We start from the raw sequence: 16213 nt of genomic DNA on the forward strand, positions 1-16213 counted from the left end.
GCAGAATTTTCCTTATTTCATTGTAAATTTGTAAATTTTTATAGATATAAAAGGCGTTTTAACGTAGAATTTGGCGATAAAATTATGGAGAAAATTTATGCAAGAGAGTTTTGAAAATTCAGTTAAAAATATGCTAACTATCATCGGCGAAGATCCAAACAGAGAGGGGCTTGTTAAAACCCCAGAACGCGTTTATAAAGCTTTTAAATTTCTAACTAGCGGATACGAGCAGGACCCAAAAGAAGTCCTTGGTGACGCGCTATTTACTAGCTCAAATAACGAAATGGTTTTAATGCGAAACATCGAGTTTTACAGCCTTTGCGAGCACCATTTGTTGCCAATAATTGGCCGTGTGCATGTGGCATACATCCCAAATGGCAAGGTTGTTGGCCTTAGTAAAATTCCACGCATGGTAAATATCTATGCCAGACGCTTACAAATTCAAGAGCAGATGACCGAGCAGATCGCAAAGGCGCTTGAGGACGTGATCGCTCCAAAAGGCGTTGGCGTCGTCGTCGAGGCAAGGCATATGTGCGTTGAGATGAGGGGTGTGGAGAAGATAAACTCGACTACCACGACCTCTGCGCTTAGGGGCTGCTTTATCAAAAACGCCGACACAAGACGGGAGTTTTTCTCGCTTATAAATTCGCCTAGGGAAACGCATTTTTGAGTTTAGAGCGCATAAATTCAAGGCTTAAAGAGGGCGTGAAGCTCTCAAATACCTTTGGCGTCATCACAAAGATCACAGCCACTACGATAGAGATCACCGGACTTCGCCCAAGTATCGGCGACATCGTGCGAATAGTGGCAAAAGACAAGAGCAAAAACGGCCTTGGCATGGTCACGCAGATAAAGACAGATGGCGCTTATATCAGCCCATTTGGCTTTGTCGAGGGCTTTAGGATAGGCGACTTTGTCTACGAGAGCGATCAAGGCATGAGCATACCGGTGGGGCCAAATTTGCTTGGCCGAGTGGTCGATCCATTTATGAAGCCCATTGACGGCAAAGGGGCGATTGATACAACTGAATATATGCCGATCATGAGAGCGCCGATAGATGCGATGAAAAGAGGGCTTATAAACGAGCCTTTTAGTGTTGGCATAAAGACGATAGATGGACTACTTACTTGCGGCAAGGGGCAAAAGCTGGGGATTTTTGCAGGTTCAGGCGTAGGCAAATCAACCCTTATGGGCATGATCGTAAAAAACACTCTTGCGCCCATAAAAGTGGTCGCATTAATAGGCGAGCGTGGCCGTGAGGTACCTGAATTTATAGAAAAAAATCTAGGTGGCGACCTGGAGGGCACGGTCATCATCGTAGCGACCAGTGATGATAGCTCGCTCATGCGAAAGTACGGCGCATTTTGTGCGATGAGCGTGGCTGAGTACTTCAAACAGCAGGGCAACGACGTGCTTTTCATCATGGATAGCGTGACGCGTTTTGCGATGGCGCAGCGTGAGATCGGTCTTGCGCTTGGCGAGCCACCGACCTCAAAGGGCTATCCGCCAAGCTCGCTCACACTCTTGCCACAGCTAATGGAGCGCGCCGGCAAAGAGGAGGGCAAGGGCAGTATCACAGCGTTTTTCACCGTGCTAGTCGAGGGCGATGATATGAGCGACCCGATAGCTGACCAAAGCCGCTCTATCCTAGACGGCCACATCGTGCTAAGCCGCGAGCTAACGGACTTTGGCATCTACCCACCTATCAATATCCAAAACTCGGCCTCGCGTGTCATGGGCGACGTCATCGGCAAAGAACACAAGTTAAATGCGATGAAATTTAAGCGCCTCTACTCGCTTTTAAAAGAAAATGAGGTCTTGCTTCGCATCGGCGCATATCAAAAGGGCAGCGACAAGGAGCTTGACCTTGCGATCTCAAAAAAAGAATTTATGGAGAATTTCTTAAAACAAAGCTCGGAAGAGGCCTTTGCACTTGAAGAGGTCGAAGAGCTACTTGATAAGATCAATCAGTAAATTATTTTTAAAGCATTGGACGTAGTGCAAAACTATGGAAATAAATTTTTATTATTGCACCATTCATCAAAATGTTTACACTTTTGCCTAATATTATCTATACCGATATTTTTAGCTATGGCGGTCCCATGCAACACTTTTCTGTATTTTGGTAAATTTAGAATTTCGACCAATCTAACCAATCTATGAGATGGGCTGGTGCTAGGAGAATTGTTAATTTCTTCTGGGTTTGGATAGTCATTAACTATTTTTGATAAAGAGCTTATTAAAGCCGCTTTTTTATTCCAGCCGGGATCTGCTTTTACTATTTCATTTATATCGCTAAAAAGTAAGCTTTCAAATTCATGCGGTTGTATATACGGAAAAAATCTATTATTAGAAAAAATTGAATTTATATCGTCTCTAAATTTTTCCTCCAAATGTTTAACTTTTTTATATATATCCGGGATTGCGTTTAGTTGATTGTGGCCAGGGAAATTTGTATCAAGAGCATAGTAGTCAAACATAGTGGTTATGTATGCAGTCGTATCCCTTTTGATGAAATTTAATATAAAGTCCTTAACTCTATCGTATGATAATGCTCCACCTCTTTGATTTACAAGCAATGGTGTAATGGCAATCTCCTGTTGATTAAAGTAAGGTGCAAAAACATCTTTAATAAATTTTTCTTCAGTTTCCCCCTCACACACAACAAATACCCTTTTCATGGTCTGCCACCTATTAGATTACTCTTCCAAATTTCACCCATAGTGTAGTCTTCTAACCAATCATTTAACTCTTCCTCCTTTAGTCGCCTAAAGACTGTTTCCTTATTTTCTCTATCAACCACTATAATATCCTCTGGAGTAAAATAGTTTATAAGTTCTACCGACTGAGATGAGATAATTATTTGTTTTTTTTCAGCAGCTCTTTTAATGAGTGCACTTAGAATATTTATCGCAAACGGATGAAGCCCTAGTTCAGGTTCATCTATAATAATAGTATCAGGCATTAGCTCAAAAGGCTGTAATAAAAGAGTGGCTAAGCATATAAAGCGCAATGTCCCGTCTGAAAGCATATGAGCTTTAAATGGAGTATCAGGATCTGATTTATCGTACCATTCAAGTTGAATATAATCAGAATCCCTAAGAATGAATCCACCAAAGAAAGGCGCTACATCTTGTATAGTCGAAACTATTTTTTCATAGTAATCTAAATAGTCATCCTTTAATCTTTTTAAATATGCGGAAATGTTTTGGGCATTTGCTTTAAATATTATATTGTCGTTAGCTTGGCATACGCCCTTTATGGGTGATGTTTCTCCCGTATCGTGAAAATGATAGAGTTTCCATTTTTGAATACCATCCAAAGAGTATTTGCCTACACTTCTTGATCGTGCATAGGCTTCTGCTTGAGATAGATTGCTTTCAAAAATATTTTCTCCTATTGTATAGCTGTATTCGAGAAATCTAACATGCTCTCGTTGTATTAGTAGCTGGTTATTCTGTGTTGGGACTAATGCAACGTCATAACCGTTTGATCCGAATTCAAATTTTAGTGATATTTGATTTGTAATTTTTCTTCCGAAGTATAAAAAACTATCAGGACCTTTATCTAAGGTATGCTCTTGAAGCTGTTTATATAACATGTAGTTAACCATTTTAAAAACGGATATAAAATTACTTTTACCGACTCCATTTGCACCTATTAATATATTGATATTCTTTAACTCAAAATCCTTTAATGATTTTATGGATTTATAGCCTTCTATAGTAATTTTTTCAATTTTCATAATTTAACCAACCTAGCAATTATCATAACTTCCAAATCCCATCTTTTTATCCTCGCCAAAGCTTGAGTTTAGCTCGCGCTCTATCGTAGTTTTGAAGTCCTCAAAGGTAAAAATCCCATCATCTTTTATCGCAACTTTTAAGGCGGTATTTTTTAGCGCAAGGACGATCTGGGCGCCACTTAGGTTAAACTCAGCCAGCCTTTCTACGCTAAAGCCATCTTCAAAGCTCGCATTTTCAGGCAAAATTTTACGCCAAATGGCGAGCCTGCCGTTATAATCAGGCTTTTTAAACTCGATTTTGTAGTCAAACCTTCTAGAAAACGCCACGTCAAGGCTTTGCAAGAAATTTGTCGTAGCGATCAGCACACCCTCAAAGCGCTCGATCTGCTCTAAGAAGATATTTTGCATTTGGTTATGCATCTTCTCAGCGCCGCTCGAGCTCTCCACCCTCGTGCTTAAAAACTGATCGGCCTCGTTTAGCAAGAGCACCGGCTCGCTGCCACTTTTTTTGCAAATTTCTTTGTAAGTATCAAAAATTTTCCTTACATTTTGCTCGCTCTCGCCAACATATTTGCTTAAAATTTTTGAGCAGTCAAAGCTTAGAATTTGCTTCTTTAGGCTCTTTGCAAGCCCAACGGCACTCATCGTCTTACCAGTGCCAGGCTCGCCATAAAAGATGATCTTGGCGTCTATATTTTTCCTAGTTTTTATGCCCCAGCTGCTAAGTCTAGCTAGCACTTTTTTATCGACTTGCTTTAGTATCGTGCTTAAAAGCTGCTTTGTCTTCTCATTTAGCACGACGTCTTCTAGGCTCGTTACTGGCTCTATTAGCTCAAAAATTTCTTGCTCTTTTACCAGGTTTTCGATCTTGATTTTCTTGCTGTTTTTGTCATTTTTTGGGTGCATTATGCTTTGCAAAATTTCTTCGTTTATAAAAAAACTTTTGCTTACGTTGCCATAAGCGTTTAAAACCTCGTCGTAGTCGATTAGTGCGCCCTCGATGAGCCTTGAGCCATCCTCTAAAAGAGTGCGATTTTTGATGCGCTCAAGCTCGTCTTTGCTTATTAGCCCAACTAGCGTGTTTAGGTCGCGACCATTTTCAAAATCACCCGCATACTCCTCTTTTAAAAGGGCTAAAAATATGATCTGTTCTTTTTCATCAAGCGAGTTTTCTTTAAAAATTTGCTCTATCTTTAGGCTGATCTTGCTTAGTTTTACGCGCTCATTTATCCGCTTTGTAAGCTCAGAAATTTGCTCATTTATGCGCTTTTTAGCGTCATTTGAGCCACCTTCAAATATCGCAGCCTTTGAGTAAAGCTCTATCTTTAAAAACTGATCTTTTAAATACTCCAAATGATCTTCATAAGGCGCAAGCTCTGGTAAATTTATATCAGCGTTGCCATCTTCTAAAATTTTTAAAAATGTGCTTGAGAGTGAAATTTCAGAGTGAAGTAGCGAAAGTAGCCCTTGGTTTGAGCTTTTTTGTGAGTTCTCTGGCATTTTAAAGAGGCTGTAGTTTTGCACTATCCAGCCGCTATCTAGCAAATTTTTTATAAATTTAAGGTACAAAAGCTGCTTGTCATTTTGCGTGCCAAAAACAGCCCCAAGCAGCTCATAAACGCTCATGCTAGCCGTTCCTTGCACGTAGGCTTTGCTTAGGTATTTTAAAATTTCTCCCTCTTCATCTCCGCACTTTATAAGCTCGTAAATTTTACTTTTTTTGAGGTCTTGGTTTAGAAAATCAAGCAAATACTTCACTAAATTTTATCCTTTATCTGCTCTTTTAGCACGCGTTTTAGCACCTTGCCAGTCGCGTTTCTAGGCAGCTCCTCGGCAAAATAAATGCTTTTTGGAATTTTGAAATTTGCTAAATTTTTCTTTAGATGCTCTCTAACCGTCTTTTCATCAAGATCCATGCCATCTTTTACCTGTATAAAAGCTACGACCTCTTCGTCTGCATGCACATCTTTTACGCCTATTACTGCTGCAGCCTCGACGGCTTCAAGCTTATAGATGACCTCTTCGATCTCGCGCGGATAGATGTTTATGCCCTTTGATATGATGAGGTCTTTTTTGCGATCAACGATGTAGATAAAGCCCTCTTCATCGATCTTACCAAGGTCTCCAGTCTTTAGCCAGCCATTTATGATGGTCTCATCAGTCACGCCTGGCATGCTGTAGTAGCCTTGCATGACGCAGTCACCTTTTACGATGATCTCGCCGATCTGCCCGACTGGTAGCTCCATCATCTCATCATCTACGATCTTGACCTCATAGCCATTTAACGCGGGGCCCACGCTTAGAAGTTTTTGCTTGTCAAATAAATTTGCCGCTACGACTGGCGAGCATTCGCTAAGGCCGTATCCTTCAACTAGCGTTGCACGCGGGAATTTCACTCTAAAATCATCAATCGTTTGCTTAGCAAGTGGAGCAGCGCCACTTACAAATAGCCTTATGCGGTTAAACCATCTAAAATACCAAGGAATTTTTGCCTTGCCGATGGCTGTATAGATGGCTGGGATACCCAAAAATACAGTGACTCTTTTAAGTAGCGTCTGTTTTAGCACATTTGAAAATGGAAAGACCGATCTTACAAGCACCATCGAAGCGCCTGCATATATCGGTAAAAGCACCATAGCTGTGAGCGTGAAGCTATGAAACATCGGCAAAAATACGATAAATCTATCGCTTTTTTTAACCTTAAAACGCTCATGAGCGCCGATGACATTTGAGAAGATATTTTTATAGCTTATCATAGCACCCTTTGGCTTGCCTGTGGTGCCTGAGGTGTAGATGATGTGCATGAGATCGTCTATTTTAGGGTATTTTGTGATGCTTAGAGTGTATTTGTGATTTAGTGCTTCGCTGAAATTTACATTTTTTACAACGCCGCTATTTTCATAGCCCTTGCTCATATCCTCTTTTGAAATTTGTGGCGTAGAAGAGAGATAAGCACTCTCGCCATACTCCTCATCAACGCTTACATAGTCGTCTTTTGAGGCGCTTTGAAGCTTTTTAGGCGTTTGACCGATCCAGATGATCTTTCTTAAAATTTCAAGCTCGCTAAGTGCGATTAGCTCTTTTGCAAGTGAGCTGGAGGCGAAAAGCACCCTTGCGCCACAGTCATTTAAGATATACTCAAACTCATTTGTTTTTAAAAAGGTATTCATCGGCACCGCAACCGCACCGATAGCCGTGATAGCAAGGTATGAGATGATAAATTCTTTCGAATTTGCCACCGCCATAGCCACTTTGTCGCCAAAATTTACTCCGCAAAGCTGCAAGTAAGCCGCCACTTTATCGACGTTTTGCTTTATTTCGTGGTATTTTAGCTTCTCTTTTTCGTCAAAGATCGCTATCTGGTTTGGACTCTGCTTTGCTACTTTGGTCAAAATTTCATAAAAATTATTATAAGAGTATTGCATTTTTAGCCCTAGAAAGAGTATTTAAATGTCATTGCAGCTATCTGAACGCTACTTGCGTCAAATTCGCCAGACATCGAGCCAGTGCCGTTGCCAGTACCATTTTTTATACCTGTCGCACGCTTTTTGTCTCGGTGCTGATAGAGATAGCCTAGCCCTAGCTCTAAATTCGGCGTAAATTTATAGTTTGCTCCAAACGAATATGCCTGAGAGGTGGTGTTTGGAAGCTCTAAGCCAGTATGCTCGCTGCTAGTGATATCCTCATCGTATGAAAAGCCAGCCATTAGCCTAAGTTTTTCATTTACGTCGTAAGCAAGGCCTATCCTATATGTGTTTGTATCTTTTGCATTTTTAACGACTGGATCGTCCATAAATGCCTTAAAGGATCTACCTAGAATAGGGTGTGAATGAGCTGCCGTCTTATCATCATATTCAAAGTCATAATCTTTAAATTTAGACCAGTATGTCCTCTCGAAAGCTAGCAAAAGGGTAAAGTCGCTAAATTTATATCCAGTAGCAAGCACTAGCTGTGCAGGTAGAGGGATTTCAACTTTTGTCTTACCATGATAGCTTATAGGCGCTAGCTGCCCGTTAAAATCAGCATCAGCACTACCTTTAAGCTCTAAATTTACCTTCGAGCGGTAAGTCACTGCAAAGCTTAGATCCTCGATAGGTCTATATGTAAGAGCGACGTTGTAGCCGTAGTTTATGCCATCACCTTGTATCTCTCTGTAGCCAAAACGTCCAAAATCACTTGCTATCTTGCCCTTGCTATAAACGCCTCTAGCGCCCAGAGCAATAGCAAGTTTGTCATTTATGCGGTAAGCCACGGTTGGATTTAGCTCGACAACTTGTAGTTTGAACCTCTTGCCAGTAAAAGCAGTCTCTGGATCCTCCCACGAGATGCCAACAGCAGCGGGCACAGCAAGAGCTAGTCCAAATCTCCAGTTTTCATAAATTTCTGGCGTTACAAAGCTAAATGTGCCAGCTAGTGAGTCAAATTTCTCTGAGCTGTAGCTCTTGCCACCATCGCTTTTAAAGTCGATGGAATTTATATGAAACCAACCAAGCGTGCTTTCAAAATGGTGAAGCCCGTCTAAAAACATCATATTTGCAGGGTTGAAATAAGCCGCATCAGCCCCAAAACTAAAGGCTACGTTGCTAGCAGCAAGCCCTAAAGAGTCAGCACTTTGCTCAGGGACCTTATAACCCCCAGCATTTAATAATGAACAAGTCGCAATAATGCTTAAAAGCACTCTTTTCATAGCTTTTCCTTTTCTAGGTTTCTTAAAATTTTGATCTCATCTTCCCAAATACTCTCGTCAATCGTCTCTAAAATCAAGGGAATTTCGCCTATTTTATCATCATTTATTATATTTTCAAAAGCGCCAAGCCCAAGCTCACCCTTGTCAAGGCTCTCATGCCTATCTTTTTTTGAGCCAAGCCCAAATTTAGCGTCATTTAGGTGCATGCCAGATAGAAATTTATAGCCGATGATCGCGTCAAATTCGCTCATCGTCTTAGCGTAAGCCTCTTTGCTTCGCAGGTCATAGCCAGCGGCAAATGCGTGGCAAGTGTCGATGCAAACGCCAACTCTGCTCTCATCATCCACACGCTCGATCAGATACGCCAGCTGCGCAAAATCAAAGCCTAAATTTGAGCCTTGTGCGGCCGTGTTTTCGATGATTAGTTTTACGCCGCTTGTTCGTTTTAGCGCTTCGTTTATGCATCTTGCGATGTTATCTAGGCACTCATTTTGACTTATTTGCTTTAGGTGTGAGCCAGGGTGGAAATTTAAAAGCTTTAGTCCAAGCTGGCTAGCTCGCTCTATCTCATCGATAAAGGCTTCAAGGGACTTAGCTCTTGCCTCTTTTTCTGGATGGCCTAAATTTATGAGGTAGCTTGCATGCGGCAAGACGTGATCGGCGCTTATGCCAGAGGCTTTTAAATTTGCTTTAAACTGCTCTATCTCGCCCTCGCTCAGCTCCTTTGCACTCCACTGGCGCTGATTTTTTGTAAAAAGTGCAAAGGCATTTGCTCCTATTTTTGCAGCATTTATCGGTGCATTAAAGACGCCTCCAGCCGCGCTTACGTGAGCCCCAATGTATCTCATTTTAACTCTTTTATTATTACTTTTATTTTATTTTTGCTATCGATAAATTTGACGTAGTTATCGCAAACTTCGTATTTTATAAAATAAGAACTTAGATCTTGTCTAAAGCCGCACTCTGTGGTGCTTAGATCTTTGCCGTCATAAATTTTTTGTCTTTGCAAAATCTCTTCAAAAAGGCTCTCATAATGCGGCGCTAGAAAAAATTTCTCGTTAAATTCAGTCTTTTTAAAACAAGCGCTATTTACGCAAATTTTGTCCTTTATATTGATATTTGCGGTATTTACGCCAGAGCTATAAATTTGCAAATTTAGATCATTTTTGTATGTGTGAAAAAATCCAACATCATTTATCTTTATCATCGGAGAAAATAAAGTGACCTGAAAAGCTTGCGAACTTTGCGGTGTTTTAGTCGCAACACAGCCTGAAAAAATGAGAGCAAATAATAAAACAAGTGAAAATTTCTTCAACGATTTGTCCTTTTATGTAAATTTAAGTTAAAAAGTAATATAATCCCAACTTCATAACCGACCGTGGCCCATTCGTCTAGCGGTTAGGACATCGCCCTTTCACGGCGGTAACACGAGTTCGAGTCTCGTATGGGTCACCACTTCTAAAAGACAAAATCTTATCCACATAAGCTTTAAAATCTAGTTAATCCAAATTCCCAGCTTTCTAAAAACAAATTTTTTAATTCAATTGTTGTAAAAGAGATCAAATTTCACGTCTAGCAAAATTTAAAAAAGAGGTTTTGCGCGAGTATAAAAGTAAAAAGCAGTTAAATTTAGCCTTTTAATAGGCTTTAAAGTAGCTGCAAAATTTACATCTGATGTGGCTTGCCTAGCAAAAATCCCTGCGCATACGAAATTCCAAATTTCTTTATATACTCTAAAATTTCTTCGTTGCTCACAAACTCAGCCACTATCTTATAGCCTTGTCTTCTAGCAAAGCTCACGATAGTCTCAACCAAAACCCTTGCGTTTTCATCAGTTGGTAGCTTTTTGATGATCGAGCCATCTATCTTGATATTATCTATATCAAGCTCTAAAATTCGGTAGTAGTTAGAGTAGCCAGAGCCAAAGTCGTCGATTGAGATTTTACATCCATATTTTTTAGCTCTTTTTATAAATTCATTTGCCATGGCGTAGTCGCTAAGCTCTTCGCTCTCTAGCATCTCAAAGCAAACTCTACTTGGATCTGGGCAGCTCTCTAGCTTTTCATCTAAAATTTCTCTAACACCTGGATCTGTTAGATCCGAGCTTGAAAGGTTGATAGAAAATGTATAGTCTGGATATTTTTTCACTAGATCAAAGGCTAGAGCGATCACCTTTTTTGTTATCTGAAGATAGAGTTGCGTTTTCATCGCGATCTCTAAGAACTCGCCTGGGTAGCGGATCTTACCGTTTTGATCGACTATACGCACCAAAACCTCGTAGTATTTTGCCTCTGTCTCATTTTCTTGCACGTTAAAAATTCCCTGACACTCAACTATCACCTTGTCGTTTTCTAGGGCGTACTCGATGAGTTCGGTTATGAGTTGGTTTTTATAGTATCTCATCTCGATCGCGTCGTTTTCGAGATAGTAGTAGATCTCGTTGCCGCTATCACTTGCTTGTTGATTAGCTAGGATTGACTGCATTAGACGGTTTGTTTGCGGTGTGTCATTTGATAAAGATACGCCAAGAGTTATCTTGATACCAGGTAGGTTTTCAAATTTACCATCTATCTCGATGTTCATCCTGCTAAAGTTAAAATACTCTTTTATAAAGCCGATATCTCTAACGATATCATCGCCTTGATACCAGATGTAAAACGCATCATCTTGAAATCTAAATAGTTCAGCATTTATAGAGTAGGTATCAACACAGAGTTTTAGTGTATTTGCCACCGCTTTTAACATAGCGTCAATAACCTTTGTCTGGTAGAAAAATCTTAGCATCTTGTAGTTTTTGATGCTTATGCTGATCACAATTCCATCTTTTTTCGCCTCTATCATCTCAGTCAGAGCAAAATAGTTTCCAAAGCCAGTTAGCTTGTCGATTGAGGATTGAATTTTTATCTGCTCATTTTTTTGAGTTAGCTCTTTAAGCATGCTAAGCTCTTTTGTCCTATCAAGCTTTATAGCCATGTAGCCCTCTAGCTTGCCCTCAAAGAAAAATGGCGCAAAACGCACCTTTTCATAGAGCAGTTTGCCACTTTTTGTTCTGCTTATCAGCTCGTCGCTTTCCCAAGAAGTATGCTTATTTATGGCATTTCTTATCTCAGCATAAAAGCTCTCTGGGTGCATATTTGATTTTAAAATTTTAGGGCTTTTTCCGATAACGTCTTTTAGTTTATAACCAGTTTTTGCCTCAAAGGTTTTATTTGCATATAAAATTTTATTGTTATTGTCACAAAAGACTATCGAGCTGTGTCCAGCATCCACTGTCGTTTTTAGAAGTTTTATCTGTTTTAACTGCTTAGCTAGTACCCTTGCTTGATAAAAAGTTAAAGCGCAAAATAACACAAAACTGATAAAACAAAGCACTTGCATTATCACTATATTCCGTATCATTATTTTGTAAGAGGCTAGGGTGTCATCTCTAAATTTTCTTAGTGTTTCTCCAAGTTTTAGATCAACAGAGTCTTGAGCTACGGCACTTAGGTTTTTTGCAAATTCAAGTGCGTAAGTTGCCTTGTTTAGCACCAAGATCGCTTTTGTGTCATTTTTGTAGGTATCTTTATACTTTTCTATCTGCTCTTTTGTTTGATTTAGCGTTTCGGGGCTGATTAGGGCTGAGCTTTTTATCGCATGAAATATCACATTAAGCGCATCTAGCTTCTTTTCTGATGCTATTTCAAACTCACCTGATAAGATATAAGCAGCCATTGACGAGCTAGCGTAGTTTGACCTATCTACAAGCCTTTGTTTTTTTAAAAAGTCGTCGTTTATGACCTTTAAAGTTTTGGCATTTTTCTCTTGGTAAAAGACCTGTATGATCGCGTTTAGCTCATCAAGCTTGGTTAAATTTTGATCAAAACTTCTTAAATTTTTATTTACATCGTCGTAGTTTAAGCGAAGTACGTTGTTCTCTAGGGTGAAGCTTAGCTCATTATCTAGTAAGATAAGACTTAAGATCGTATCGTTAAATTTACTAACAGCAGTAACTGCTTTATTTGCCATGTAGATGTAGGTTGAGCTAAAGCAAAAGATGATTGCTAGGACGATTAAGATGATATTTGCTTGTCTTTTATTCATTTAGTATCCTAGGTCTGCGTCCATTTAGTGTTAGCAAAAATTTATAAATTTGCCCTATCTCTTCGCTATTTAGTGTATGGATCAGCTGGTGATAGCTCACAAAGCCTATGACTTCTTTTAGATCGCTCATTTCGCCACTACTTAGATATGGAGCTGTTCTTGCTACATTTCTAAGCGAAGGCACACGCATAAGGCGCCTGCTCTCACTAGCATCCTTTAAGCCCACGTTTTGCATCAAATTTCCACCTAAATTTCTACCATTGTGGCAAGCCACACAGCCTACTTTATTAAAGAGCTCAAAGCCTTTTTTTGCCTCAGCGTTTATGGAGTCGTCATTGCCAGCTAGATACTCATCAAATGGCGAATCTATGCTTAAAATAGCCTTTTCAAATTCTGCCAAAGCACCTACTATATTTTCATAGTTTATGCCATCACTATATGCATCATTAAATAAAATCCCATACTCGCCTATGCTTTTTACCTTTTTTACTATCTCATCTTTGTTTGAATTTAGCTCATTTCTAGAATTTATCGACTCTTTTACCTGATCTTTTAAGCTTCTTACCCTGCCATCAGTAAAAAATAGAAAATTTAAAGCCGAATTTAGCACGCTAGGTGGGTTTATAACGCCTTTTTGGCTGGTGTAAGATGAGTTTGTACCACTTAAATTCCAGTATAAGTTGTGGCAAGTTTCGCATGAGTAGTTTTCAGTGGTGCTTAGCCTTTTGTCAAAAAAGAGCTTCTTACCGATGTAGGCTTGTTTTTCGTTATATTTTGATGAAAGCACTGGCTCAAATGATGAATTTGCGCTCAAAATGCAAAAAGATACTACCATCCAAAATAAAACTTTTTTCATAAAATCTCCATATTCTTGAGCGTCATTATAGCGGAATTATTTTTCATAACTACCAAATCGGCTAAATTGTAAAAAATTTAGTTTTTATTTGCATTTTGAAAAAAATGTTGTATAATCCGCCAAATTTTTAATTTCAAGGAGGAAACCATGAAAAAAGGTTTTACAATGATCGAGTTGATCTTCGTGATCGTGATTTTAGGCATATTAGCCGCAGTCGCTATACCAAGACTAGCTGCAACAAGGGATGATGCAGAGATAGCTAAAACTGCTACAAATATACAAACGCTTGTCTCTGATTTAGGCTCGTATTACACTTCTCAAGGTAAATTTTCTACAAATATAGCTGATATGACAAACGTATCTAACCCAGTTAATGCAAAAAGCGTAGCTTGTCTTACAATAGGTGCTCCTGATAATGACAAAGGAGAGATAGTGGCAACTGTAAATAATGCAACTGGACTATGTACGGATGTTTGGAAGTTGCCAGGCTTAACAAATGTTGCAAAAATGATAACTTCAACTAATAATAAAACTGGAAATACGCTTAAATTCGGTGGCATGGGCATAAATTACAAATAAATAAAACCTTATGTCTTTTTGGCAAGGAAACTATCCTTGCCATTTCTTTTAAATCTTAATAAAATTACCTGACTATATAATCTCATTAACTTCAAATTTCAAGGATGAAGTGGTGAAAAAAGCTTTTACAGTGCTCGAGCCAATTTTTGTAATAGTCATTATGGGAATACTGGCCGCAGTTATCATCTCTAAGATAAATGCCACAAGAGAAGACGCCAAGCTTACAAAAGCTATGTCGGAGATAGTGGTCGCCATTCAAGACATAAATGCCTACTATATATCAGAAGGTAAGCTAGCTATTGATACAAAAAATAACAGAGTTGATTTTAGAGCGATGACAAATGCTGGGATTGTGGATAGCTCTGGCGATCTTGGCTTTTTTGCCAAAAACGAAAGATGCATTTCATTAAAATTCTTTGCTGCAGACCAAAGCTGCTTAGGAGTAGATATCAGCGAACAAGGCCTATGCAAAAAGCTTTGGGAAGCTCCAGAATTTAAGCGCTTTAGCCAGACCATGATAAAGCCAGCACAAGGAGCATTGCCAGCTCATATCAGCTTTAGTGCTGTTCGCATCGTTTTTTAACTAGATATTTTTATCAAAAGTTTTAAAGTCTGAAATTTACACTTAATTCTTGAAAATTTATAAAAATAAAGTCCAAAACTAATTTTTTCTTGACAACAATAACATTTTTAGATACAATGCGACTTTTTAATGAGGTAGTGGCATAAACTTACAAACACGACTCAGGCGGGGTGTAGCGCAGTCTGGTTAGCGCATCTGGTTTGGGACCAGAGGGCCGAAGGTTCGAATCCTTTCACCCCGACCATGTTAAATGGTGAGTGTAGCTCAGTCGGTTAGAGCATCAGATTGTGGTCCTGAGGGTCGTGGGTTCGATTCCCATCACTCACCCCATTTTGGGCGCTCGTAGCTCAATTGGATAGAGCGACAGACTTCGGATCTGTAGGTTATGGGTTCGACTCCTATCGGGCGCGCCACTTGAAAGACTTTATGCGCTCATAGCTCAGCTGGATAGAGCAACGGCCTTCTAAGCCGTAGGCCTCAGGTTCGAATCCTGATGGGCGTACCACTTATTATTGTTGTGCGGATGTGGTGAAATTGGCAGACACGCCAGACTTAGGATCTGGTGCCCCACGGCGTGGAGGTTCAAGTCCTCTCATCCGCACCATCTTTTTTTAAACTCCATTTTAAAACTTTCAGAAACTAGATTTTCATTTGAATTTATCAAATTTGCTTATTCAAAATTTAGTAGAAATTTTCACTTATCAAATGATCCGCATTAAATTTATAAAATTTATATATCAAATTCTTACGCCATTAGAAACAAAGAGACAATAAAAACCTAGAGCAAGTGCAGTAGTGTCGAGGTTGCCGCTTTTAGCAATGCTTAAAGACGCGCGTTGATTTGGTTTGATGAGCATTTTGAGCCATTTTTGACGAGTTTGATAACGCACTTTTGGGTTAAACAAGATCGATCAGTGCGGGATAGAAAGATCTGTTGATATAAATGTGATGGTTGGCTTGTAAAATGGTGACTGGATAGATGGTTTGTTTTTTTGGTAGCAGCGCTATTTGTGTTTTTTGTGGGATAAATCAAAGCAAATATCTTGTTTTAAATGGCTTTTTAGCGCCTGTAATGGTGCTATTTGCGAGTTTAGTGATGCTAGTAAAGCAAATATGTCATCTTAAAGAGCCATTTTGTCCTGCGCCGTAAAATGTGAAAATGGCTATGAAAGCGGTAAATTTATTTATTAATCCAGTGTCTTTGATATTTAAAACAAAATTTATATGGCAGTATGATTGATATGAGCCATTAAGTAGGCATTATCTATCGTAAGAGTGTAGCACGACAATGGGCACGAGATGACTTATATAGGGCACAAATGCAAATCTTGATAAGAAAAATTTATGGCTAAATTTGGCAATTTTTATCTTTTCTAGTAATTTCATATCAAAGTTAAATTTACTACTAGGCGAGAAAGTTGTCATTGGACTGTAAGACCCGCATGAACGTTGTGTGAATATATGCGAAAATGTTGTGGCAACTGCAGTAATGCCTTTGGGTGGGATAGCTTATGTTGGGAGGCGCAACTATAAATCCCAATAAGATAAAATAACCTCTAAATTTAGCCATTTTTGGTTTAAGCCTTTAATATTTAAGGCGTAAAAATGCCAAATTTAAAATCAAATTTGAACTATTGGCAAGCATAATCTAGTGCGGTGTAATAACAACCGCGATAGTTT

General features: G+C 39.3%; 13 protein-coding genes and 6 tRNA genes. 10 read left to right on the forward strand and 9 right to left on the reverse strand.

Going from position 1 to position 16213, the window contains the following annotated elements; genetic code table 11:
• Positions 1-97 precede the first annotated feature (97 nt).
• Entirely contained in the window at positions 98-670 is a 573-nt protein-coding gene (folE, locus tag MTT29_RS07165; RefSeq protein WP_103558307.1) for a GTP cyclohydrolase I FolE, read from the forward strand.
• Positions 667-1974, forward strand: a complete 1308-nt coding sequence (gene fliI, locus MTT29_RS07170; RefSeq protein WP_103567868.1) for a flagellar protein export ATPase FliI — start codon at positions 667-669, stop codon at positions 1972-1974. The genes folE and fliI overlap by 4 nt, the downstream gene beginning before the upstream one ends.
• Before the next feature lie 32 nt (positions 1975-2006).
• On the opposite strand, the gene MTT29_RS07175 is transcribed toward fliI, so the two are convergent.
• Genes MTT29_RS07175 through MTT29_RS07205 form a run of 7 tightly spaced genes read right to left on the reverse strand, consistent with a single transcriptional unit; the run spans position 2007 to position 9747 of the window.
• A complete protein-coding gene (locus MTT29_RS07175) occupies positions 2007-2681 on the reverse strand; it encodes a DUF4276 family protein (protein ID WP_429800189.1) in 675 nt (224 codons plus the stop codon).
• Positions 2678-3745, reverse strand: a complete 1068-nt coding sequence (locus MTT29_RS07180) for an AAA family ATPase (protein ID WP_429800190.1) — start codon at positions 3743-3745, stop codon at positions 2678-2680. Before MTT29_RS07180 ends, MTT29_RS07175 begins: the two co-directional genes overlap by 4 nt.
• A 12-nt stretch (positions 3746-3757) precedes the next feature.
• Positions 3758-5503: an AAA family ATPase gene (locus tag MTT29_RS07185; RefSeq protein ID WP_429800191.1), complete on the reverse strand. Its 1746-nt coding sequence runs from the start codon at positions 5501-5503 to the stop codon at positions 3758-3760.
• Positions 5503-7170 carry a fatty acid--CoA ligase gene (locus MTT29_RS07190; protein WP_429800192.1) on the reverse strand — a complete coding sequence of 556 codons (1668 nt, stop codon included), beginning with the start codon at positions 7168-7170 and terminating at the stop codon, positions 5503-5505. The genes MTT29_RS07185 and MTT29_RS07190 overlap by 1 nt, the downstream gene beginning before the upstream one ends.
• An 8-nt stretch (positions 7171-7178) precedes the next feature.
• A complete protein-coding gene (locus tag MTT29_RS07195; RefSeq protein ID WP_429800193.1) occupies positions 7179-8432 on the reverse strand; it encodes an OmpP1/FadL family transporter in 1254 nt (417 codons plus the stop codon).
• Positions 8429-9280 (reverse strand): deoxyribonuclease IV, encoded by an 852-nt coding sequence (gene nfo, locus MTT29_RS07200; protein WP_429800194.1) that lies wholly within the window; start codon positions 9278-9280, stop codon positions 8429-8431. Before nfo ends, MTT29_RS07195 begins: the two co-directional genes overlap by 4 nt.
• Entirely contained in the window at positions 9277-9747 is a 471-nt protein-coding gene (locus tag MTT29_RS07205) for a hypothetical protein (RefSeq protein ID WP_021092666.1), read from the reverse strand. Before MTT29_RS07205 ends, nfo begins: the two co-directional genes overlap by 4 nt.
• 65 nt (positions 9748-9812) lie before the next feature.
• Between MTT29_RS07205 and MTT29_RS07210 the strand changes: the two genes are divergently transcribed.
• Positions 9813-9887 (forward strand) — tRNA-Glu (locus tag MTT29_RS07210).
• A 210-nt stretch (positions 9888-10097) separates the two neighbouring features.
• Here MTT29_RS07210 and MTT29_RS07215 read toward each other — a convergent pair.
• Both MTT29_RS07215 and MTT29_RS07220 read right to left on the reverse strand, forming a co-directional pair.
• Entirely contained in the window at positions 10098-12515 is a 2418-nt protein-coding gene (locus tag MTT29_RS07215) for an EAL domain-containing protein (protein ID WP_429800195.1), read from the reverse strand.
• Positions 12508-13371 (reverse strand): cytochrome-c peroxidase, encoded by an 864-nt coding sequence (locus MTT29_RS07220; RefSeq protein ID WP_148802090.1) that lies wholly within the window; start codon positions 13369-13371, stop codon positions 12508-12510. The genes MTT29_RS07215 and MTT29_RS07220 overlap by 8 nt, the downstream gene beginning before the upstream one ends.
• A 147-nt stretch (positions 13372-13518) precedes the next feature.
• Between MTT29_RS07220 and MTT29_RS07225 the strand changes: the two genes are divergently transcribed.
• From MTT29_RS07225 to MTT29_RS07255, 7 genes are all read left to right on the forward strand, one after another.
• Positions 13519-13950: a type II secretion system protein gene (locus tag MTT29_RS07225; protein ID WP_429800196.1), complete on the forward strand. Its 432-nt coding sequence runs from the start codon at positions 13519-13521 to the stop codon at positions 13948-13950.
• Between the two features lie 112 nt (positions 13951-14062).
• Positions 14063-14533, forward strand: coding sequence for a type II secretion system protein (locus tag MTT29_RS07230; RefSeq protein WP_429800197.1), 471 nt, complete (start codon positions 14063-14065; stop codon positions 14531-14533).
• Positions 14534-14699: 166 nt separating this feature from the next.
• Positions 14700-14777: transfer RNA gene (locus MTT29_RS07235), tRNA-Pro, on the forward strand.
• 9 nt (positions 14778-14786) lie between these two features.
• Positions 14787-14863, forward strand: a tRNA-His gene (locus MTT29_RS07240).
• 6 nt (positions 14864-14869) lie between these two features.
• A tRNA-Arg gene (locus MTT29_RS07245) sits at positions 14870-14946 on the forward strand.
• 15 nt (positions 14947-14961) lie between these two features.
• Positions 14962-15038 (forward strand) — tRNA-Arg (locus MTT29_RS07250).
• A gap of 14 nt (positions 15039-15052) precedes the next feature.
• A tRNA-Leu gene (locus tag MTT29_RS07255) sits at positions 15053-15137 on the forward strand.
• Positions 15138-16213 lie beyond the last annotated feature (1076 nt).

Origin of the sequence: Campylobacter concisus (assembly GCF_050447485.1) — a bacterium.
Classification (GTDB): domain Bacteria; phylum Campylobacterota; class Campylobacteria; order Campylobacterales; family Campylobacteraceae; genus Campylobacter_A; species Campylobacter_A concisus_BQ.

Excerpts from the sequence above, each read along its gene's own strand:
- folE (WP_103558307.1), top strand. The coding sequence starts at position 98 with ATGCAAGAGAGTTTTGAAAATTCAGTTAAAAATATGCTAACTATCATC.
- MTT29_RS07175 (WP_429800189.1), bottom strand. The coding sequence starts at position 2,681 with ATGAAAAGGGTATTTGTTGTGTGTGAGGGGGAAACTGAAGAAAAATTT.
- MTT29_RS07180 (WP_429800190.1), bottom strand. The coding sequence starts at position 3,745 with ATGAAAATTGAAAAAATTACTATAGAAGGCTATAAATCCATAAAATCA.
- MTT29_RS07190 (WP_429800192.1), bottom strand. The coding sequence starts at position 7,170 with ATGCAATACTCTTATAATAATTTTTATGAAATTTTGACCAAAGTAGCA.
- MTT29_RS07195 (WP_429800193.1), bottom strand. The coding sequence starts at position 8,432 with ATGAAAAGAGTGCTTTTAAGCATTATTGCGACTTGTTCATTATTAAAT.
- nfo (WP_429800194.1), bottom strand. The coding sequence starts at position 9,280 with ATGAGATACATTGGGGCTCACGTAAGCGCGGCTGGAGGCGTCTTTAAT.
- MTT29_RS07215 (WP_429800195.1), bottom strand. The coding sequence starts at position 12,515 with ATGAATAAAAGACAAGCAAATATCATCTTAATCGTCCTAGCAATCATC.
- MTT29_RS07220 (WP_148802090.1), bottom strand. The coding sequence starts at position 13,371 with ATGAAAAAAGTTTTATTTTGGATGGTAGTATCTTTTTGCATTTTGAGC.
- MTT29_RS07225 (WP_429800196.1), top strand. The coding sequence starts at position 13,519 with ATGAAAAAAGGTTTTACAATGATCGAGTTGATCTTCGTGATCGTGATT.